The sequence below is a fragment of the Pantoea sp. GL120224-02 genome (genome assembly GCF_900215395.1).
GTDB lineage: Bacteria > Pseudomonadota > Gammaproteobacteria > Enterobacterales > Enterobacteriaceae > Pantoea > Pantoea communis.
On the sequence record NZ_OBEC01000002.1, the window covers coordinates 22,058 to 41,897 of the forward strand.

Sequence of the window (19,840 nt, forward strand, 5' to 3'; positions counted from 1 at the left end):
AAGCCTCAGCGCTGCGGATAGCCCTTGCAGCATCAGAGGTGCTACGGCCTCAAATATTGTGCCCTTTTCGACAGCATTCACTTAAGCTCATCAGCCGGCTGTAAGATCTGGTTCAACATGCCCGCTATGGACTAAACCAGGCTGCCGTTAACAGTAAGCACGATGGTTAATGAGCAGGCTGGGGGCGCTTTGGCGCAGGCAATCCACAGCGCCGAGCAGAGTGAGTCTGCCAGGATAGCCCGCAGGACGCGGGCAAAAGGCGGGGCGGCACAGGGATGTGCCATCCCCCGCCGTTCCGTGAGGCAGACGAACGAAGTGAGGGGACCGCGTCAGCGGCGCGAGGACGCCAGCGCCAAAGCGCCCCCAGCCTGCGTCACCGCCTATTAGTAACAGTAGCGCCTGAAAATAAAATTGCGGAGATAAAATTAACCTGCATACCCAAGGCACTGCGACAGGTTAGGTGCAAATTTTTACACCTACACCCTATGCACGAGCCAGCAGCGTCACCACTTCCTGCACATCCGCGACGTCATCCAGCTCCATGCAAATCGCTTCCAGCTGTTCAACCTGGTCAACGGGCAACACACGCCCCGCTAAGCTACGGTATTTAGCCAGCAGCGCTTCAAGGCTCAGCGGATTCGCGGGCGCACCAGACGGCACCGGCACATGCTGCTGCCACTGCTCGCCCTGTTGAGTTTCAACACGCACCCACGGCTCGTCGTCACGCCCCTGCTGCTCATCAATCATCAACTCAATCCGCGCCATAAAGGCTTCAACCTGAGGATGCAGACGTTTGGCATCATCGTAACTGGACAATTCAGCGGAGCCATACAGCGCACGCGCCGCCAGTGCATACGGCAGGCTCATTTGCGCACTTGCCAGGCTCTGCAACTCACGTCCGCCACACATCTCCAGCAGGAACGGATTCAGTCCTACCACGATACGTTCAATCTGCTCGACACGCACCGGGTGTTCTTTTAGCAGTAACCCCAGCGCATCAATCGCCGAATGCGTCCCACGACAAGCGGCATACGGCTTGATCGAGCAGCGCGCCAGCTTCCACACCACACCAAGGTCGGCGGTTAATGCAGCGGGTTGCTGTGTTTCAGCGGCCAGGGTTTGCAGGAATCCACCCCACTTCGCTTCAAATACCGCCGAGGGTCCGTTGATACCGCGCTGCGCCAACAAGGCCGCCTGCACGCCACCTTCAGCTGCACGTGCGGCATGCAGCTTTTTGGTGTGCGAGCCGTCGTGAATAAAGCCCCACAGCCCACCGCTAAAGCTGGCGGCAATGCCCATGGCCGACGCGCACTGATCGCGATCCAGCAGCAGCAGTGAACACACCGCCGCTGCGGCACCAAACACGCCACAGCTGGCGGTGGAGTGCCAGCCTGCGCCGTTATGCGCAGAGTAGCCGCCGCAAGCTTCCAGCACCCGGCGTCCGACGTCATAACCGATCACCATGGCCACCAGCAGCGCCTGACCGTCAACCGGCTGCGTCGCCAAAGGCAGTGCCGCCAGAATGGCGGGAATAACCACCGCGCCAGAGTGATCGCAGCCGCCGGTATCATCCAACTCATACATATGTGCGGCCACGCCGTTGAGCCATGCCGCCTGGCGTGGACTCACCTGCTTTGCACTTCCCCACACTTGTGCCTGCTGATGCCCACCTTCTGCGAACGCCAATGACAAACATTCGCGCCAGATAGGACTGTCGCTGCCCGCCAGTGACGCCCCGAGCGTATCCAGCAGATGGCGCTTCGCCTGTTCGACCAGCGCGTCAGGCAGCTGTTCAAAACGGGTGTCGGCGATAAATGCCGCCAGTTGTTCAAGCGTCGAGGCCATGCGCCCCTCCCGTGATGCGGGTAAACACTTCTGCCGGATGGGAAAAATCATTGTCCGGCTGCGTTTGCCAATGCGCCGCCACCTGCTCCGCCGTGGCGATCCACACATTGTGCTGTTGCAGCGTCTCGATCAGTTCACGCAGCAAGCCGATGCGCCCGGCAGTGCCGATAATTTCCGGATGCAGGCGCAGCAGATAACACAGGCCAAAGCGGTGGAAGCCGTGGAAGTCTTGTGTCATGTTCGCCAGCGTTTCGGCATAAGGTGCAATCCGCGACTGCCCCGGTGGGATGGCCGGGCTCAGGTTAAAGGCAAAATAGGGTTCATCTTCCAGGGTGTAGTGCATCGGCAGTTCCACCAGCCGCGTGCCGGGATGGAAATAGGGCAGATCGTCGCCGCGCCAGCTTGATGACCAGCGAATACCCTGCTCCACCAGCGCTTCCGCCAGGCCCGGTTTCCACTGTCCTGCTGGGGTGCGGAAACCCTGAATCGGTTTGCCAGTAAACTGTGCCAGCTGGTCGCAGCCGCGCGTCACGCTGGCGAGCTGCTGCTCCAGCGACAACGCCGAGAAGTCTTCATGGCGCTCGCCGCTACAGGCAATTTCATGCCCATCGGCCACGATGCGTTTAATCAGCTCCGGTTGCTCTGTCGCCACAATTGCCGGTAAGCACCAGCTGGCTTGCAGCTGTTTTTCTGCCAGTAACGCCAGCAAGCGATCCACACCGCGCAGGGTGCCATAACGCCATACCGACAGGGTTTTATCGCGTCCGGCGACGGCAGGTGCCTGGGTCAAAATACCGTGGATATCATTGAAATCGATGGTCAGGATGGCGGCGGACTGGAAGCCCAGCGGCCAGCGGGAAGATTCAGTCATGCTGTTGCTCCTGCAGATACCACTGCGCCACCGCATCACAGCGCGCAAACCACACGTCATCACGCGCCGTCATATGTTCAAACAGCTGCTCCAGCAGCAGGATGCGGCCCGGCTGACCGGAAATTTTCGGGTGGAACAGCGTGGTCAGGCACAGGCCTTCATCCATTGCGCCGTCGAATTCGCGCTGCCAGTTATCACGGGTATGCGCATAGCTGGCAATACGATCGCCGCCTTTCGGGAAGTCAGGCTGGCGCGTATAGGCCAGCGAGGCGTAATCATCCATCTCCCACTTACCGGGGATCTCGACCAGCGGCGTGTGACCCGCCACCGGGATGCTGTAAGGACGATCGTCGCCGCGCATGCTGCTGGAATAAATCACCCCAGCATCACGCAGAATTTGTGGCGTTTCGGCATGCCAGTCACCTGACGGCGTGCGGAAACCGCAGGCGGTGATGCCCAAATGCTGTTTAAAGATTTCAGCGGATTTCGCCATCACGGCACGCTGTTCATCCGGCGAAATCGCCCAGAAAGATTCGTGACGATAGCCGTGATAGGCCACTTCGTGGCCTTGTTCGATAATCGCCTGACACTGCTGCGGCCACTGCTCCACGACCCACGCTGGTACAAAAAACGTGGCGGGAATCTGGAAAGCGCGCAGCAGGTCGAGCAATCGCCCGAGCGCACGGTACGGCCCATACGCACCAAAGGTGAAATATTCTGGCGTTGACCACAGGCTGCCATTCAACATGGCATCGCCGGTGGGACCATCAAGGTCAAACGCCAGCGCCATACAGCCGCGTTTCCCCTGCGGCCAGCGCACTGCGCCCGGTTGTTGCATCGCTACGCTCCTTTAGCCCTGGTTCACGGTCGCCTGAGTCACGCCATTGTCAGCCAGACCCCATTTCGCGAGGATCTTCTGGTAGCTGCCATCAGCAATCATCGCGTCAATCGCCGCTTGTACCGCGGTGGTCAGCTCGCTGGCATCTTTACCAATCGCCATGCCGGTGTACTGGAAGGAGAAGGCTTTATCGAGCGGCTTATATTTACCTTTTTCAAGATCCATGATGTACGGCAGCGTTTCACTCCCCTGCACCACACCATCCAGACGGTTCTGACGCAGCTGGGTGCGTGCATCCGCCGTACCTTCGGCGCCGACGACGATGATGGCTGGCTTACCGGCGGCTTCGCAGTGCGCTTTAGACCAGTTGGCAATCTCTACCGGGAAAGTGGTACGACGGCTGGTGCCAACCTTCTTACCACACAGATCCATGGCGCTATTGATGTCGCTGCGCGCTACCTGAGTGTAGAACTGCGGACCGGTTTTAAAGTAATCGATAAAGTTAACCACCTTCTGGCGCTCTTTGGTGTCGGTCATGCCGGACATCACCAAATCAACACGCTTGGTCACCACCGCGTTCACCATCTGCTCAAAGGCGATCTCCTGCCAGTTGATCTTCACGCCCAGTTTCTCACCGATCGCCTGACCGAGATCGTAATCCACGCCGGTGAGTTGGTTGGTGGCCGGATCTTTAAAATCCATTGGCGGATAGTTCGGCATGATTGCCACAGTCAGGCCTTTCTCTTTGATGGCGGCTGGCACGGCGATATCCGCCCAGGCAGAAGATTGCAGTAACAGCGCGGCACTGATGGCACTCAATAACAGTTTTTTCATGTTTTTCACCCCGGTCACGTTAAAGAAGAATCGCGTTAATAAAGTTTTTCATCCGTGGGTTTTGCGGGTTCAGCAGAATGTCTTCTGGTGCGCCCTGCTCGATAATGCGTCCCTCGTCCATAAACACCACCTGGTTCGCCACTTCACGGGCAAAGCCCATCTCGTGAGTGACCACCAGCATGGTGGTGCCCTCTTTTGCTAACTGGCGCATCACCGCCAGCACTTCGCCGACCATCTCCGGATCCAGCGCCGAAGTGGGTTCGTCAAACAGCATCAGTTTCGGTTTCATCGCCAGCGCACGGGCAATCGCCACACGCTGCTGCTGCCCGCCAGACAGTGACTGCGGATAGTCGTGCGCTTTGTGCGCCAGACCGACGCGATCCAGCAGCGCCATCGCCTCTTCACTGGCTTCGCGTTTTGGACGCAGCAGGACGCGGCACGGCCCTTCGATAATGTTCTCCAGCGCGGTTTTGTGCGGGAACAAGTTAAAGCGCTGGAAAACCATGCCAGTTTGCAGACGCTGGCGAGCAATCTGCTTATCGCTCAGCGCATGCAGTTTGTTGCCCGCAATGCGATAGCCCGCTAATTCGTTGTCGACCCAAATGCCACCCTGATCGACCTTCTCCAGCTGATTAATGCAGCGCAGGAAGGTACTTTTACCGGAGCCGGATGGCCCGAGAATGCACATCACCTCGCCGTAATTCACTTCGAGGCTGACATCCTTCAGCGCATGGAACTGGTCGAAATATTTGTTCACCTTGACGGCGCGCACGATGTTTCTCATCTCTCTCTCCCAATTACTGACGCTGGCGGTGGCCGCGTGAGAAGAAGCGCTCAAGGCGACTCTGACCAAACGACAGCACGGTGACGATGATCAGGTACCAGATGCCCGCCACGAACAGCAGTTCCATCACGCGCGCATTGGCGAAGTAGATGGTTTGCGTGTTGTAGAGCAGTTCGGAGTACTGAATCATGCTGGCCAGACTGGTGGTTTTGATCATGCTGATGAATTCGTTACCCACCGGCGGCAAAATCACGCGCATCGCCTGCGGCAAAATGATGCGCTGCAGCGCTTGCAGACGCGGCATGCCAATCGCCTTCGCCGCTTCGTACTGTCCGGTATCCACGGACAGCAAACCGGCGCGCACCACTTCGGAGGTATAAGCCCCCTGGTTGATGCTCAGACCCAGCAGTGCCGCGAGGAACGGGGTCATGATGGTGACGGTTTGCACGCTGAACATGCCGGGAATACTGATGGTGGGAAACACCAGCGCGAGGTTGAACCACAGCAGCAGTTGCAGAATCAGCGGCGTGCCACGGAAGATCCAGGCGTAACCCACGGCGATGTAGTGCAGCACCGGATTGGGCGACATATACATAATCGCGGTGATCACGCCGAACAGGATGCCGAGTCCCATTGCCAGCACCGACATAATCAGCGTGTTCACCACGCCGTTAAGGATTGCCTGGGCAGTAAAGAACTGGCCGACAAACGACCATTCAATGTTGCCGTGGGCGAAGGCATTCACCAGCAACGCAAGCAGCACCAGGATCACCGCTGAAGCCGTGATGCGGCCGTAATAGCGACGTGGCACCACCTGATAGCGATCCAGATCGTAATGCATCTGCTCGCGGCTATTTTTCAAGCCGGGTTCAACCGGAGTGGATTGGGACATAGACGTCTCCTCAGGCGCGCGGGCCAGCGTAATCTTCAGTCCAGCGCTGCTGGTCCTGCATCAGGATTTGCAAACGCGCGAGCTGTTCGCGCACGCGGGCCGGTGCGGTGCCGCCATAGCCGCTACGTGCCGCCAGTGCCGCTTCCAGCGTCAGGGCACTGCGCACTTCTGGCGTTAAGCGTGCATCGACAGCTTGCAACTGCGCATCGCTCAGGTCGGACAGGCCGCAATTTTCGCGTTCACACAGTTGCACCAGCTGGCCGGTGATTTCATGGGCTTCACGGAACGGCACGCCGCGCATCGCCAGCCAGTCGGCCACTTCGGTGGCCAGAGTGAAACCGTCCGGTGCCTGTTCGCGCATGACGTCGGTGTTGAATTTCAGCGTCGACATCATGCCGGCCATGGCAGGCAGCACCAGCAGCAGCGTGTCCACGGCATCAATCACGTTGCGTTTGTCATCGCTCAGGTCGCGGTTGTAGGAGAGCGGCATGGCTTTCATGGTGGTGAGCAGTGCCATCAGGTTGCCGACCAGACGACCAGAACGACCACGTGTCAGTTCGGCAATGTCCGGGTTTTTCTTCTGCTGCATGATTGAGCTGCCGGTGGCATAGCTGTCATGCAGCTCCACCCAACGGAACTGGCGCGAAGCCCACATGCACACCTCCTCGCACAGGCGCGAAAGGTTGATACCGATCATGCTGGTGACGAACAGGAATTCAGCGGCGTAATCGCGGCTGGCCACCGCATCAATCGAGTTTTCGCACGGTGCGAGGTAAGCCAGGTCTTCAGCGGCTTTTTCCGGCTGGCGCGCAATCGCCGATCCGGCCATCGCTGCGGCACCGAGTGGGCAGCGCGCGCTGCGGCGATCCCAGTCCTGCATGCGCTCAATGTCGCGGGCAAAAGATTGCGCATGAGCCAGCAGTTGATGACCGAACACAATCGGCTGTGCCTGCTGTAAATGGGTAAAGCCTGGCGCCACGCTTTCGGTGTGCTGTGCGGCTTGCTCGACCAGAGATTGCTGCAGAGCCAGTAAAGCACTCACGACTTTGCGGCCGTTGTCACGCAAGTAGAGGCGCAAATCGTTGACGGTCTGATCGTTACGCGAACGGCCGGCGCGCAGTTTGCCGCCCAATGGTCCTAAGCGCTCGGTCAGTGCGCGTTCAATAAAGGTATGAACATCTTCGTCAGCCGCAATCGGATGCAGATTACCCGCACGATAATCGGCATCCAGCGCATCAATCGCCGCCAGCATGGTATGGAGTTCTTCGCTGCTCAGCAGATCGCCGCGAGCCAGCTCACGGGCATGTGCCCGGCAGCCTGCTAAATCGTAAGGTGCCAGGGCAAAGTAATAATCCGGGCTGCGCGACAGCGCGGTTAAACTGGCCGCCGGTGCCGCTTTAAAGCGCGCACCCCATAACAGTTCGGCATTATCAGACATGCTATTTCCCCTTGCAGATACTCGTCAGCGATATGAAAAAGATATGAATGAACCAGAGGTGATAATAAAAACTTATTTCACACTCACACTGGTAAATACGTCATATTTCAGGTTCACTGTACTTTCACCGCAATTATTCCGGAGTTGAATAGCAAAGATGGAAAGTAAAGTTTCCCAGTCTGGAAACAATGCAAATAATCGCGGCGATAATGCGGTTCTGGCACTGAGTAATATCGATTTAAAATTGCTTCGCGTATTTAAATGCGTGGTGGAAGCCGGGGGATTAACCGCTGCCAGCAACGAACTGAATATTGGTTTAGCCGCCATCAGTAAGCAGGTTTCCGATCTGGAGATTCGTCTCGGCATGACGTTATGCAGCCGGGGGCGCGAAGGCTTTGAACTGACGCAGTACGGCATTAATGTCTATCAGGCCACACTGGAGCTGTTCGTCTCCCTGAATCTGTTCCGCGAACGTCTGCACAACAGCCGTAATGAACTGCTGGGCGACATCGCGATTTGCGTGGTGGATAACACCATTACTGATCCGCACTCCCCGGTCACCGCGGCGGTGCAACAGTTGCACCAGAAAGCACCAAAGGTGCAGATTCGCTTACAGACTGCGCAATTAGATGATATTGAACGCGGGATGAGTGAAGGCCGTTTTCATTGTGGTATTGCGCCGGTTTATGAAATGAAAAGTGATTTTGATTACTTCCCGCTTTATAAAGAATATTCGAAATTATATTGCTCCATGTCACATCCTTTATATTCTGGATCTTGTGATAAGAATATATCGGTGGAAATATTACGTGAGCAGAAAATCATTAATCATTTATATGTGACGCCGCGCGATGACCGCCGCCTCATTCCATTACAGGACAGCGGTGCGCAGGCGGTGCAAGTGGAATCCGTCGCCATGCTGATTTTAACCGGGCACTTTATTGGTTATTTACCCGAGCACTATGCCGCGCCCTTTATTGCGCGGGGGCAGCTGTGTGAATTGGGTGATGAATCGGTACGTCGGGAAAATCCGTTCTGCCTGATGATGAAAAAAGGCCGGAAAATTAATCCGATTATCCGGCTGTTCATGCAATCACTGGGCCTGGCCGAGGCCGAAGAGGCGCACTAAGTTGGTGCGATCACCCCACCACTTTATACATCACCGTGGTGGCATCTAACGCCCCTTCCGTCGATTCGGCGTACAACGGAATGGAACCCGCAATTTGCCAGTCCATCGATAAGTAAAGCTGCGTAGCCACATCGCCGCTGCGCGTATCCAACACCAGCAGCGTTTTGCCCTGCTCAACCGCTAATTGCTCAGCCTGCTGCATCAGACGACGTGCAATTCCCTGGCGACGAGCAGCGGGATGTACCAGCAATTTACTGATCTCCGCGCGATGACGCCCATTCGGCATGGCGCTAAACCCGACCATTACCGTCGCAACAATCACACCCTGCTGCCGCGCCACCAGCAGCTGATTATCGCCGCTTGCCAGGCTGTAGATTTTATCCTGCCAGAAGCGTTCCATCGCTGCGCGATCGTCGGCATCAATAAAACCGACGCTGGCCCCGTCAGCCACGCACCCCTGCAGCACCTCGGTCAACGCGGCTAGCAGGGGCTGTGCCTGAGTGGCACTTAACTGTTCAATTTCAATCATGGTTTGCACACCACCAGAATGTAACGCGCGCCGCCTTCAGGATGCGCCTGGAATGATGATTTGCCGGTGAGATGAAAACGCAGGCAATCCCCCGCCTGCAATGTCCAGCGTTGATCGTCCATGGTGAACGTCAGCTCGCCAGATTGCAGCCAGATATGCTGCTCCAGCCCCTGTACCGGCGGTGCGTCATAATCGATACGCGCACCGGGTTGCAACACGCTCTCAACCAGTTCGGCCTTGAAATGGCTGGCGGGCGGCGAGACACTGCGACGCAGATAACCGCTGGCATCGTCGCGCCAAACGCTCTGATCGCTCGCTTTCAGCAGCAGCGCGGCTTCCTCTTCCACTTCACTTAGCAGGCGTGACATGGTCAAGCCATAGGCGACGCACAGCCGGTTAAGCAAAGCGGCTGTGGGGCTGGTCTCCGCCCGTTCAATGCGCGACAATGAAGCCCGGCTGATGCCGGTAGCCATCGCCAGTTCGTCCAGTGACCAGCCACGTTGCACACGCAATTCGGCTAATCGTGCGGCCAGTCGATCTTCGGTATCCGGTACAGACATCTCCACCTCTCATATTTGGGAAATAATTCTCACATATGAAATAAAGCCTCAATTTGCTTAAAACGTCAAGTTGTACAAATATAAAAGAGTTGTACAACCCAAACGAGGCGGTTAAGGTGTTGTAATGCAGGTCAGAATTTTCGAGGACGCCATGGCCTTATACAGTATCGGTGATGTTGCCGAACGCTGTGGAATCAACCCGGTAACACTACGCGCCTGGCAGCGCCGTTACGGTTTATTAAAACCCCAGCGTACAGAAGGCGGTCATCGCCAGTTTGATGATGAAGATGTTCAGCGCATTGAGGAGATCAAGCGCTGGATAGAAAGCGGTGTGCCTGTTGGCAAGGTGAAAGCCCTGCTGGAAGGCCAAACCGTTAATGTGCACGATGGCTGGACCGCGCTGCAGGAAGAACTGATGAGCGTGCTGCGTCACGTTCGTCCGGCTAAATTGCGCACCAAAATTGCCACCATTGGTCGCGAACATCCGGTGGATGCGCTGATCGATCACGTGTTTGTTCCCGTGCGCCAGCGCCTGGGACTGGATCAACACACCGCCCGTACCATGTGCAGCCTGCTGGATGGCGCGCTAATAGATTACGTGGCGTTTTGTCTGGCGGGCGGCCGTAAAAAAGCCGGCAAAGATGCATTGATGATTGGCTGGGGCGTGGAAGATCGCACTCGCCTGTGGCTGGAAGCCTGGCGCTTGTCGCAGCAGGGCTGGCGCATGGATGTCTTAGCCGAGCCGCTGGATATGCCGCGTCCTGAGCTGTTCCCTGGTCAGAATCTGTTTATCTGGACCGGTAAGAAACCGACGCGTCGGCAGCTGGAGCAGTTTGAACACTGGCAGGCACAAGGGTTTGCCACTCACATTCACGATCCCGCCTGACAAAAATCGCACACACGGCCTTTGCCTCGCCGGGTGTGCGCGTTATCATGCCGCACTCCATGACTCTTCTCAGGTTTCCCTTATGAACTGGAATAAAATTCTCATTGGCTCCCTGTTTGCTGTGATGGCCATTGGCGGCATGGGTGGCATGATGCTGGTAGGCTACAGTCTTATCCTTCCCAGCCACTGAGTTGACGTTGCACGCGTTCTAACACGCGGTCGCAAATCAGTGCCAACAGGGCGACCAGCAGCGCCCCCTGAATCACATAGGCGGTGTTAAAGCCGCTCAGTCCGATAATGACCGGCGATCCCAGGCTTTCTGCGCCCACTGTCGACGCGATGGTCGCGGTGCCGATGCTGATCATCACCGAGGTACGCACGCCTGCCATGATCACCGGTGCGGCCAGCGCCAGCTCAATCTGCCATAAGCGCCGCCATGGCCCCATGCCCAGCCCCACGGCAATTTCCCGGTTGCTGTCCGGCACGCTGTCTAAACCTGCCAGCGTTCCCTGCAAAATCGGCAACAGCCCGTAAAGAAACAGCGCTATGATGGCCGGTGTCGCGCCAAAGCCCATCACCGGCACGGCTATCGCCAGCACCGCTACCGGTGGGAAGGTCTGCCCCGCTGCCGCCAGCGTCTCCAGTAACGGCCTGAACGCCCGCCCGGCGCGGCGCGTCGCAAAAACACCACTGCCCACGCCAAAAATAATCGCCAGCGCGCTGCCGCTGATCACCAATGACAGATGTGCGAGGGCCAGCCGCCAGAAACTCTCTTGCTGATACAACGGACGTTCCAGCTGCGGGAACCAGTGGGCAAACAGCGGTGCACTATGCGGCAACCCCCACAGCAGCAGCAGAAACACCGCCAGCAGCCAGTACAGTGGATCGCGCCAGACACGCATCAGATCGCCTCCCGCTGGCGCAGCAGATCGCTGAAGTGCAGGACACCCAACGGCTGTTGATGTTGATCGATCACCGGCAGTTTGTCGGTGCGCCGAGCGATAAACTGTGACAGCGCCTCGCGCAGCGTCAGGTGCGCGGCTATTGGCTCACCGTCCAGCCACTCGCCGCGCCGCGCGGCGCTGCCAGCACGTCCCAATGCCAGCAGTCGCACGCCAAGCTCGCTGCGGCCAAAGAATTCGCGGGCGAAATCCGTGGCAGGCTGCGTCAGCAACTCAATCGGCTTGCCCTGCTGCACGATTTCACCACCGTCCATCAGCACCAGTTGATCCGCCAGCGTCAGCGCTTCGTCGATGTCGTGCGTCACCAGCACCACCGTGCGTCCTGACAGCTTCTGAATACGCAGCATCTCCTGTTGCAGCGCCTGACGGTTCACCGGATCGAGTGCGCCAAAGGGCTCATCCATCAGCAACAATTCGGGATCGGCGGCCAGCGCGCGCGCCACGCCAACCCGCTGCTGTTGTCCGCCGGAAAGTTGATGGGGAAAACGCGTCGCCAGATGCGTATCCAGATTGAGCAGCGTCAGCAGCTCCTCTACGCGCTGTTGAATTTTTGCCTGCGGCCAGCCGAGCAGTGACGGCACGGTAGCGATATTCTTTGCCACGTTCCAATGCGGGAACAGGCCAATCGACTGGATGGCATAGCCAATACGCCGCCGCAGCGCACGTGCATCCATGCGTTCAATCGGTTCACCGGCAAAGCGGATTTCGCCGCTGTCATGCTCCACCAGCCGGTTGATCATTTTCAGCGTGGTGGATTTGCCCGAGCCGGAGGTGCCGATCAGCACGGTGAAACTGCCCTTCTCAATATGCAAAGTGAGATCGCGCACCGCTGCTTTGCCCGCAAACATTTTGCTTACCTGGTGAAACTCAATCATCGGTTCTCTCCAGCAGTGCCGACAGTAAACGCAATGCGGCATCAAACACCACCGCCAGCGCCACCACCGGAATCACGCCCAGCAACACCAAATCCAGTGCGCTGCTGAGTAATCCCTGAAATACAATGGCGCCAAAGCCACCGGCACCAATCAGCGCCGCGACCACCGCCAGTCCAATGGTTTGCACCACCACCACACGCAAGCCCGAAAGCCACACCGGCAGCGCCAGCGGGAGTTCGGCGTGCCAGAACTGTTGCAGTGCACTCATGCCCATACCGCGTGCGGTTTCGCGCACCTCCTGCGGCACCTGCTGCAATCCGGCCACCACGCTGCGCACTAGCGGCAGCAGCGCATACAACACCAGCGCGATTAGCGCGGGCGCCAGACCAATGCCGCTGATGCCCCAACTCGCCAGCACCGGGAAGTGAGCCACCAGCCCCGCCAGCGGCGCAATCAGCAGGCCAAACAGCGCCACGGAAGGCACAGTCTGGACCAGGTTGAGTACGCTGAAAGCGGCACTTTGCCAGCGCGGTCGTCGGGCAATCGCTAATCCCAGCGGTAAACCTATCAACAACGTGGGGAGTAATGTGCCGCCCAGCAACAGCAGATGCTGGCTAAAGGCCGCATCAAACACCGCCGTACGGTTGGCATACTCTTTCATCAGGGAGAGATGGTCGAGGTGACCGCTGAGCAATAACAGCAGCGGAACAATCCAGATTTGCAGATTCAGCAGAATTCGCCACGGCGTGCTGGCCGTGAGCTGGCGGATAGCCTCAGCGGCCAGCAATAAAGCCAGCGCCGCCGCACACCATAAACCGCTGCCAAAGGCCGTGCGTGCCAGCGGGCTGCCGCTGTTAGCCAGCTGCGCCGCCGTCTGCCCGCCAATAAAGATCAGCAGCGCAAACAGAATCTCAGCGTCCAGCAATGCCATCACCAGATTGCGACGCCGTGGCTTCCACCACAACCCTTGCCATAGCCACAGTAACGGCAGCAGCAACAGCCAGGATTGCGTGACCTGCCACAGCATTAGCGGCTGGCCGGACACCAGGCGGTTGGCGGCGAAACTGAGTAACGGCAAGGTAGCCAGAGCCAGCGTGATCAGCAGCGTTAACACCAGCAGCACCGGCTGCTGGCGCGGTCTTGATAACAGTAACGGCACCGCTTACAGCAACTTATTCTGCTGTAGCCACTGTTTCGCCACCTGGCTGGCATCCTGACCATCAACCGCAATCTGTGCATTGAGTTGTTGCAGGGTTTTCTCATCCAGCTTACTGAACACCGGCTGCAACCAGTTACCGATCTCCGGATACTGTTTCAGCACGCTTTCCCGAATCACTGGCGCAGGGGCATAAATTGGCTGCACGCCTTTGGGATCGGTCAGCGTTTGCAAACCGAGCGCCGCCACCGGGCCATCGGTGCCATAGGCCATGGCTGCGTTGACGCCAGAGGTTTGCTGTGCCGCCGCTTTGATGGTTACCGCCGTATCACCGCCCGCCAGCGACAGTAGCTGTGACTGATCCAGCTTGAAGTTGTAGGCTTTTTCAAAAGCGGGTAGCGCATCGCTGCGTTCGATAAATTCCGCCGACGCCGCCAGTTTAAAGGTGCCGCCTTTTTTCAGGTAGGCGCTGAGATCGTCGAGGGAGTTGAGACTATTTTTCTGTGCCACATCGCCGCGCACCGCGATGGTCCAGGTATTGTTGGCGGGCGCAGGGGTTAACCACACCAGATGATTTTTATCCGCATCGAGCTTTTTCACCTTCTCATAGCCCTGCTGCGCATTTTTCCAGGCAGCATCTTTCTCATCACTGAAGAAGAAGGCGCCGTTGCCGGTGTATTCCGGGTAGATATCCAGTTCACCTGCGGTGATGGCTCCGCGCACGACCTGCGTGGTGCCGAGCTGGATCTTGTTAACGGTTTTCACCCCATGTTTATCCAGCACCTGCAGAATAATGTTGCCTAACAGCGAGCCTTCCGTATCTATCTTTGAACCGACCTTAACCGGATCGGCCGCATTTGCAGCGCCCACACTCATCGCTAATGCGATCATCCCCAATAACCCCTGCTTAATCATGCCGCTGTCCTCTGCTTATATTTCAGTCTGTGACTATCAAGCGTAGCCTGGCGAAACAGGATGGGGGCGGTCAAGCGCCCCAGTTCGAGCTTTTTCTGCTATTTAACGCACATTGCTTATAACCCATTCGCAGGACATATAACCAAATGGAATTTTTAATGCGTAGGTACAGGCTTATTCTCATAGTCCCACTCTTTACAATAAAATACATAACATCATGTCCGACTTAGCTTCTCCGGCGCACGTGGCGCTGGCAGGGAATACGCCGACTGGCGAAACCAAATGGATTCGCAGCGCGGCTGACGTATCGAATCTCGTGAACAACAGCAACGAGTCTCGCAGCAATGCGCGCATCGTGGTGGCCATCGCCCTCGGCGGTGTGTTCCTCGATGCCTACGACCTTGGCGCACTGGCCTTTGGTATCAAAGATGTCACGCGCGAATTTAACCTGACGCCGACCGGCACCGGGATGGTGGCCTCCGCGATTACCTTCGGCGCGATTGTGGGTGCGCTGATTGGCGGTTATCTCACCGATAAAATTGGCCGCTACCGCGTGTTTATGGCGGATATGTTCTTCTTTGTGGTTGCGGCGCTGGCCTGCGCCTTTGCCCCGAACGAATACGTGTTGGGCGGTGCACGCTTTGTGATGGGATTGGGCGTGGGCATCGATCTTCCTGTCGCCATGGCGTTTCTTGCCGAGTTTTCTAAACTGCGCGGGCAAGGGAATAAGGCCGCCAGCGTGGCAATGTGGTGTCCCACCTGGTATGCGGCAATCAGTATTTCCTATCTGCTGGTGCTGCTGCTGTATGCGGTGCTGCCGGAAAGTCACACCGACTGGTTGTGGCGACTGATCCTCGGCTTCGGCGCGGTACCTGCGCTGCTGATTATTGCCATTCGCAGCCGTTATATGAGTGAGTCTCCAGTGTGGGCGGCCAATCAGGGCAACCTGCACGGCGCCGCGCAGATCCTGCAGCGCTCCTACAACATCAATGCCCATGTCGCGGAAGATGCCGAACTGACGCAGGCCAAGCCGGTGCGCAAAGCCAGCTGGCGTAACTATGGCGCGCTGCTACAGGGGGTTTATCGTCGTCGTACTATTCTGGCGACCGTCACCTCCATCGCCTCTTCGTTCGCCTACAACGCGGTGGCCTTTGGCCTGCCGGTGATCATCTCCAGCTTCTTTGCGCAATCGATGCTGACCACTATTTTGGTGTCGCTGGCGTTGAATCTGCTGTTCGCTTTCGTGGGTGGCTTGCTGGCCGTGCGTCTGGTGCCGCGTCTCGGCGCGTGGAAGATGTCGGTGGCGGGTTACAGCTGTCAGTGCATTGCCCTTCTGGGGTTAGCGCTGATTGGTCGCCCGGAAGGCGGTGAACAAGCGGCACTGGCGATTGCGATGCTAGCGCTGTTCCTGTTTGGTCAGGGGTTCGGTCCGGGCTCACACACCATGACCTTTGCCTCGCTGAGCTACCCTGCTTCACTGCGCGGCGTGGGGGTTGGTTTTAACCAGACGCTGATGCGCGGCAGTTCAACCGTGTCGCTGTTCCTGTTCCCACTACTGGTGGCGGCATTCGGCACCGGCGTGTTCTGGGTGATTTTCCTCGCCCCGCTGATTGGCTTGCTGGCGCTGCTGGCGATCCGCTGGGAGCCCTCAGGCTACGATGTGGATGCGGAAGACTTCACTTGAGACAACAACGCCCCGTTAAGGGGCGTTTTTTATGCGGTCAGGCGGAAATCGCCAAACGTATGGGGAATGCGCGGGAAGGTGTGTAGGAACCAGGGCGTAAATTGTTCGGGTTGATCCAGCATCTCCTGCTGAATCTGCTCAATCGAGCGATAACACCAGGCATCCGCTTCTTCCGGATTCAGGTTGGGTTCAATATCACTGGTGGCGAAGAATACATGACCATACTCGTGCTCGGTCAGACCGTTGCTTAATGGCAGGTTGTAGCTCAGTTCGAACACTGGCGTCAGCGCTACTTGCATCCCCATCTCTTCACGCAAGCGACGTTCAGCGGCATCCCGGGTCGATTCCTGCGGATAAGGGTGGCCGCAGCAGGTGTTGCTCCACAAGCCGCCACAATGATATTTACCGTTTGCACGACGTTGCAGCAGCAGTTCATGGCGCGAATTGAACACGTAGACCGTCACCGCACGATGCAGCAATCCTTTCTCATGTACTTCCAGCTTTTCCATCTTGCCGGTGGGACGATCGAGGTGGTCGACGAGAATAACTTCAATGGCGGGCATGACAACTCCTTCAGATAATTCTCAGCTATTGTACACAACCTCAAAGACTGAAACTGAGGAAATCGCGCACATTCCGTGCGCTTAAGTAGAGAAATTTAAGCTTAGCAGTCATCAGACAAAGCGGTAACGACTCAGGATGTAGAATTCAAATCGGCCAACCATGGGCGCTATAAAGTCGTCATCGTTATCAGCCAGGATGCGGAGGCGTGCACAGTCCCGGGCCGCCTTGAGTCTGTCGTCGCCACGCTCTGACCGCTCAATTCCGCCTATGCGCACAGATAAGGCTGCCCTCTCTTAAAGGGCAGCCTGATTTGACTGAGTGATTACCTGACAGGCATTCGCGTTTAAAGCCGCCCCTTCAGTTTTAGCTCGGATTCGATTGTCGTATCGCGGGCAGTTGTATGCCGGCTTGCGCCCCACACTTCATCATATGCATAGCCAGTGAGATCTTTAATCACCACACGCGTTTCAGCATCGCAACCTCTTGCCGTGCCACCCAGTTTGCGGCGCGCCACCTCTTTGATTAGCAACTTATGGCTACGCTGCGTCAGTTTGAATTTAAAGGTCAGCCAGAAGCTCGCCGCCAGCAGTGCCGTGGTGACAAACACCATCAACCCGACAATCGCATGGATGGCGCTCTCCGGTTGCGCACCGTTGCCTTTCACAAAACCACTCTCCTGCAGCACGATGCCAATCATGAAAATGGCGATGGCCACCGAACTTTTACGCGTCAACACCATGACACCAGCAAATATCCCTTCACGCCGCTTACAGGTCACCATCTCATCAATATCGGGAATAAAGCTGTAGATGTTCCACGGAATGTAAAACAGCCCGGCGCGCACGATGCCCAAAAACAGAAAGACTGCGCTGAACAGCAGCGTGGGCACCTGCCATTGCCACAGATAAACCGCAAACAGGAACAGGAAGATAGCGACGATACTCAGGTAGGACATACGCAGCGCGTTGGAGGGCGTCATATTAAAGCGGCCAAGCAGCATCATGAAAATGAAAGTGCCGGGAATCGACATAAACATCATGTTACTTAGCAGCAGTGAAGCCAGTGAGGCATCCTGCTTCAGGCCGTAGATCACGAAATAGGTGAACACCGCCAGAAAGGCATCCATCGCGGTGAAGGAGCAGATATAAATCAGCAGATGCTGACGAAAGGCTTTGATTTTGAATGACGATGCCAAATCGACAAACAGATACTTTAGGTGGGCCTTCAGGCTCCCCTGGCGCGCCGAATGTTGCGCCACATCCTCTTCCGGCTGAATATCTTTGGCCTCCCAGGTGGTCAACCAGGTAATAAACACCGCCACGTAGTAAATCACCGAGAAGATGACGCCGGTCAGCGTATAGGTAATGGCGTTGTCTTTGCCGGTATAGGTCATGATGATGCCCGGCACTGAGACGGCAAGGAAACTGCCAAGCGCTGAGAACATTAGGCGCACGCCCGAAAGACGCGTGCGCTCGCTAAAGCGATTGGTCATCTCCGAGGACAAGGTTTCCCACGGCACCAGCACCATTGCCGACAGCAGTTCGATGGTGAGATAAGTGCCGAGATAGTACCAGTAGCCCATATCCGTCACCCACAGCGCGCCATACAGCAGCATTAAGGGAGAGGAGATCAGCAGGAAGAAACGGCGGCGGCCAAATTTTCGCCCCAGCCAGGTATTGCCGAAGTTGTCAGTAATGTAGCCCATGATCGGACTTAATATCGCATCGATGACGCGGGCGATGGCAAATATCGAGCCCGCTTCAAACACCGATAATCCGCAGTAGGTGGTATAGAAAAACAGCAACCAGGTGCCAATCACCGCAAAGGCACCGCCGCCAAAGAGATCCGTCAGGCCGTAGCCGATCGCGACGCCATAACCGACGCGACGTTCTGTAGGTTTAACCATCGATCCGATTCCTGTTCTGGTAGGGTATGTAATAGCGGCAAGGTGCTATGCCCTGCCGCCGTTGTTATCAACAGAATTGGAAATCAACTTATAGGGCCGGGATGCTATCCCGCATTGGCTAGCATCTGCGCTTTGACACAGAGTTCCGCCGCCTTAAAGGCATGGGCTTGCGTCATGGCGTGCTCTGTACGATGGAGGCAGTCGTTAATCAGCTGTCCAAAGAACGGGAAGCCCACTTCACCGGAAACGGCATAGCGGAACTCTCCTTCTTTGTTCACCAGATACACCACGTCCTGCTCACCGCGTGTGAGATCGGTGTATTTGCGGATCTCGATATAACCGTCCGTGCCGAGCAACGTCATGCGCCCATCACCCCAGGTGGATAAGCCATCCGGCGTAAACCAGTCGCAGCGGAAGTAGCCGTTGGCGCCGTTCTCGCCAGCCAGCATCGCATCGCCAAAGTCCTCAAATTGCGGGTGCTGTGGATGGCGGAAATTCCGCACCTGGCTCGCCACCACCGTGGCGTCGCTGTTGCCGGTGTAGTAGAGGAATTGCTCAATTTGATGGCTGCCGATGTCACACAGGATGCCGCCGAAATAGCGACGCTGATAGAACCAGTCGGGCCGTCCGGTGCCTTCACGATGTGGGCCGGTACCCAAAGTTTGCACCACCTGGCCGATAGCCCCTTTCTCTACCAGCTGTCCGGCAAACACCGCGCTCTCCACGTGCAGACGTTCGCTGTAATACACCGCATATTTGCGCCCGGTTTTAGCGCACATCGCTTTGGCGTCTTCCAGCTGTTCCAGGCTGGTGAGCGGGGCTTTATCCGTGAAGTAATCCTTGCCCGCCGCCATCACTTTCAGCCCCAGCGCACAGCGTTCCGAGGGAATCGCAGCGCCTGCCACCAGTTGCACCTGCGCATCGGCCAGAATGGTCTCCAGCGAATCGGCGATCTGCACCTGCGGGAACTGCTGCACAAACTTATCGACTTTGGCGGCATCGGGATCGTATACCCACTTCAGCGTGGCTCCGGCCTCGGTCAGGCCATTGCACATGCCATAAATGTGGCCGTGATCCAGTCCTGCCGCCGCAATGATAAATTCCCCCGGCTGCACCACCGGTTGTGGTTTGCCTTTCGGCGCGTAGTTCATGCCATCCTGTTTGTTCATGGT

General features: G+C 57.1%; 19 protein-coding genes. 3 read left to right on the forward strand and 16 right to left on the reverse strand.

What is annotated here, in order from left to right:
• Positions 1–483: 483 nt before the first annotated feature.
• The 7 genes from CRO33_RS04970 to argH are packed head-to-tail and all read right to left on the reverse strand — an operon-like array spanning position 484 to position 7,502.
• Entirely contained in the window at positions 484–1,845 is a 1,362-nt protein-coding gene (locus CRO33_RS04970; RefSeq protein WP_097117316.1) for an MmgE/PrpD family protein, read from the reverse strand.
• A complete protein-coding gene (locus CRO33_RS04975) occupies positions 1,829–2,716 on the reverse strand; it encodes a polysaccharide deacetylase family protein (protein WP_097117318.1) in 888 nt (295 codons plus the stop codon). Before CRO33_RS04975 ends, CRO33_RS04970 begins: the two co-directional genes overlap by 17 nt.
• Positions 2,709–3,554: a polysaccharide deacetylase family protein gene (locus tag CRO33_RS04980; RefSeq protein WP_034820981.1), complete on the reverse strand. Its 846-nt coding sequence runs from the start codon at positions 3,552–3,554 to the stop codon at positions 2,709–2,711. Before CRO33_RS04980 ends, CRO33_RS04975 begins: the two co-directional genes overlap by 8 nt.
• A gap of 12 nt (positions 3,555–3,566) precedes the next feature.
• Positions 3,567–4,388 (reverse strand): ABC transporter substrate-binding protein, encoded by an 822-nt coding sequence (locus CRO33_RS04985; RefSeq protein WP_097117585.1) that lies wholly within the window; start codon positions 4,386–4,388, stop codon positions 3,567–3,569.
• A 19-nt stretch (positions 4,389–4,407) separates the two neighbouring features.
• Positions 4,408–5,172: an amino acid ABC transporter ATP-binding protein gene (locus tag CRO33_RS04990; protein ID WP_034820986.1), complete on the reverse strand. Its 765-nt coding sequence runs from the start codon at positions 5,170–5,172 to the stop codon at positions 4,408–4,410.
• Between the two features lie 13 nt (positions 5,173–5,185).
• On the reverse strand, positions 5,186–6,064 hold the full coding sequence (locus tag CRO33_RS04995) for an amino acid ABC transporter permease (protein WP_097117320.1): 879 nt from the start codon (positions 6,062–6,064) through the stop codon (positions 5,186–5,188).
• A gap of 10 nt (positions 6,065–6,074) precedes the next feature.
• Positions 6,075–7,502 carry an argininosuccinate lyase gene (argH, locus tag CRO33_RS05000; protein ID WP_097117322.1) on the reverse strand — a complete coding sequence of 476 codons (1,428 nt, stop codon included), beginning with the start codon at positions 7,500–7,502 and terminating at the stop codon, positions 6,075–6,077.
• Positions 7,503–7,659: 157 nt separating this feature from the next.
• Here argH and CRO33_RS05005 point away from each other — a divergent pair, with 157 nt between their 5' ends.
• Positions 7,660–8,631, forward strand: a complete 972-nt coding sequence (locus CRO33_RS05005) for a LysR family transcriptional regulator (RefSeq protein ID WP_097117324.1) — start codon at positions 7,660–7,662, stop codon at positions 8,629–8,631.
• Positions 8,632–8,641: 10 nt separating this feature from the next.
• On the opposite strand, the gene CRO33_RS05010 is transcribed toward CRO33_RS05005, so the two are convergent.
• Complete coding sequence (locus CRO33_RS05010; protein ID WP_097117326.1) at positions 8,642–9,160, reverse strand: GNAT family N-acetyltransferase; 519 nt, start codon at positions 9,158–9,160, stop codon at positions 8,642–8,644.
• Positions 9,157–9,720 (reverse strand): helix-turn-helix domain-containing protein, encoded by a 564-nt coding sequence (locus CRO33_RS05015; protein WP_058961578.1) that lies wholly within the window; start codon positions 9,718–9,720, stop codon positions 9,157–9,159. Before CRO33_RS05015 ends, CRO33_RS05010 begins: the two co-directional genes overlap by 4 nt.
• 151 nt (positions 9,721–9,871) lie before the next feature.
• Here CRO33_RS05015 and CRO33_RS05020 point away from each other — a divergent pair, with 151 nt between their 5' ends.
• Positions 9,872–10,606: a MerR family transcriptional regulator gene (locus CRO33_RS05020; protein ID WP_058961622.1), complete on the forward strand. Its 735-nt coding sequence runs from the start codon at positions 9,872–9,874 to the stop codon at positions 10,604–10,606.
• 170 nt (positions 10,607–10,776) lie between these two features.
• On the opposite strand, the gene CRO33_RS05025 is transcribed toward CRO33_RS05020, so the two are convergent.
• The 4 genes from CRO33_RS05025 to osmF are packed head-to-tail and all read right to left on the reverse strand — an operon-like array spanning position 10,777 to position 14,514.
• Positions 10,777–11,508 (reverse strand): ABC transporter permease, encoded by a 732-nt coding sequence (locus CRO33_RS05025; RefSeq protein WP_097117328.1) that lies wholly within the window; start codon positions 11,506–11,508, stop codon positions 10,777–10,779.
• The gene (locus CRO33_RS05030) at positions 11,508–12,443 is read right to left on the reverse strand and encodes an ABC transporter ATP-binding protein (protein ID WP_097117329.1); all 936 of its coding nucleotides are present in this window, start codon (positions 12,441–12,443) and stop codon (positions 11,508–11,510) included. The genes CRO33_RS05025 and CRO33_RS05030 overlap by 1 nt, the downstream gene beginning before the upstream one ends.
• A complete protein-coding gene (locus tag CRO33_RS05035; protein ID WP_097117331.1) occupies positions 12,436–13,602 on the reverse strand; it encodes an ABC transporter permease in 1,167 nt (388 codons plus the stop codon). The genes CRO33_RS05030 and CRO33_RS05035 overlap by 8 nt, the downstream gene beginning before the upstream one ends.
• Before the next feature lie 3 nt (positions 13,603–13,605).
• Complete coding sequence (osmF, locus tag CRO33_RS05040) at positions 13,606–14,514, reverse strand: glycine betaine ABC transporter substrate-binding protein OsmF (RefSeq protein ID WP_097117333.1); 909 nt, start codon at positions 14,512–14,514, stop codon at positions 13,606–13,608.
• Positions 14,515–14,731: 217 nt separating this feature from the next.
• On the opposite strand from osmF, the gene CRO33_RS05045 reads away from it, so the two are divergent.
• Positions 14,732–16,198: an MFS transporter gene (locus CRO33_RS05045; protein WP_097117335.1), complete on the forward strand. Its 1,467-nt coding sequence runs from the start codon at positions 14,732–14,734 to the stop codon at positions 16,196–16,198.
• Positions 16,199–16,227: 29 nt separating this feature from the next.
• Here CRO33_RS05045 and idi read toward each other — a convergent pair whose 3' ends face one another.
• The 3 genes from idi to CRO33_RS05060 form a co-directional block, all read right to left on the reverse strand.
• Positions 16,228–16,761: an isopentenyl-diphosphate Delta-isomerase gene (idi, locus tag CRO33_RS05050; RefSeq protein ID WP_097117336.1), complete on the reverse strand. Its 534-nt coding sequence runs from the start codon at positions 16,759–16,761 to the stop codon at positions 16,228–16,230.
• A gap of 344 nt (positions 16,762–17,105) precedes the next feature.
• Entirely contained in the window at positions 17,106–18,668 is a 1,563-nt protein-coding gene (locus CRO33_RS05055; protein ID WP_097117339.1) for an MFS transporter, read from the reverse strand.
• A 104-nt stretch (positions 18,669–18,772) separates the two neighbouring features.
• Positions 18,773–19,837, reverse strand: coding sequence for a Gfo/Idh/MocA family protein (locus CRO33_RS05060; RefSeq protein WP_097117341.1), 1,065 nt, complete (start codon positions 19,835–19,837; stop codon positions 18,773–18,775).
• Positions 19,838–19,840: the final 3 nt, after the last annotated feature.

Excerpts from the sequence above, each read along its gene's own strand:
- CRO33_RS04970 (WP_097117316.1), bottom strand. The coding sequence starts at position 1,845 with ATGGCCTCGACGCTTGAACAACTGGCGGCATTTATCGCCGACACCCGT.
- CRO33_RS04975 (WP_097117318.1), bottom strand. The coding sequence starts at position 2,716 with ATGACTGAATCTTCCCGCTGGCCGCTGGGCTTCCAGTCCGCCGCCATC.
- CRO33_RS04980 (WP_034820981.1), bottom strand. The coding sequence starts at position 3,554 with ATGCAACAACCGGGCGCAGTGCGCTGGCCGCAGGGGAAACGCGGCTGT.
- CRO33_RS04985 (WP_097117585.1), bottom strand. The coding sequence starts at position 4,388 with ATGAAAAAACTGTTATTGAGTGCCATCAGTGCCGCGCTGTTACTGCAA.
- CRO33_RS04990 (WP_034820986.1), bottom strand. The coding sequence starts at position 5,172 with ATGAGAAACATCGTGCGCGCCGTCAAGGTGAACAAATATTTCGACCAG.
- CRO33_RS04995 (WP_097117320.1), bottom strand. The coding sequence starts at position 6,064 with ATGTCCCAATCCACTCCGGTTGAACCCGGCTTGAAAAATAGCCGCGAG.
- argH (WP_097117322.1), bottom strand. The coding sequence starts at position 7,502 with ATGTCTGATAATGCCGAACTGTTATGGGGTGCGCGCTTTAAAGCGGCA.
- CRO33_RS05005 (WP_097117324.1), top strand. The coding sequence starts at position 7,660 with ATGGAAAGTAAAGTTTCCCAGTCTGGAAACAATGCAAATAATCGCGGC.
- CRO33_RS05010 (WP_097117326.1), bottom strand. The coding sequence starts at position 9,160 with ATGATTGAAATTGAACAGTTAAGTGCCACTCAGGCACAGCCCCTGCTA.
- CRO33_RS05015 (WP_058961578.1), bottom strand. The coding sequence starts at position 9,720 with ATGTCTGTACCGGATACCGAAGATCGACTGGCCGCACGATTAGCCGAA.
- CRO33_RS05020 (WP_058961622.1), top strand. The coding sequence starts at position 9,872 with ATGGCCTTATACAGTATCGGTGATGTTGCCGAACGCTGTGGAATCAAC.
- CRO33_RS05025 (WP_097117328.1), bottom strand. The coding sequence starts at position 11,508 with ATGCGTGTCTGGCGCGATCCACTGTACTGGCTGCTGGCGGTGTTTCTG.
- CRO33_RS05030 (WP_097117329.1), bottom strand. The coding sequence starts at position 12,443 with ATGATTGAGTTTCACCAGGTAAGCAAAATGTTTGCGGGCAAAGCAGCG.
- osmF (WP_097117333.1), bottom strand. The coding sequence starts at position 14,514 with ATGATTAAGCAGGGGTTATTGGGGATGATCGCATTAGCGATGAGTGTG.
- CRO33_RS05045 (WP_097117335.1), top strand. The coding sequence starts at position 14,732 with ATGTCCGACTTAGCTTCTCCGGCGCACGTGGCGCTGGCAGGGAATACG.
- idi (WP_097117336.1), bottom strand. The coding sequence starts at position 16,761 with ATGCCCGCCATTGAAGTTATTCTCGTCGACCACCTCGATCGTCCCACC.
- CRO33_RS05055 (WP_097117339.1), bottom strand. The coding sequence starts at position 18,668 with ATGGTTAAACCTACAGAACGTCGCGTCGGTTATGGCGTCGCGATCGGC.
- CRO33_RS05060 (WP_097117341.1), bottom strand. The coding sequence starts at position 19,837 with ATGAACAAACAGGATGGCATGAACTACGCGCCGAAAGGCAAACCACAA.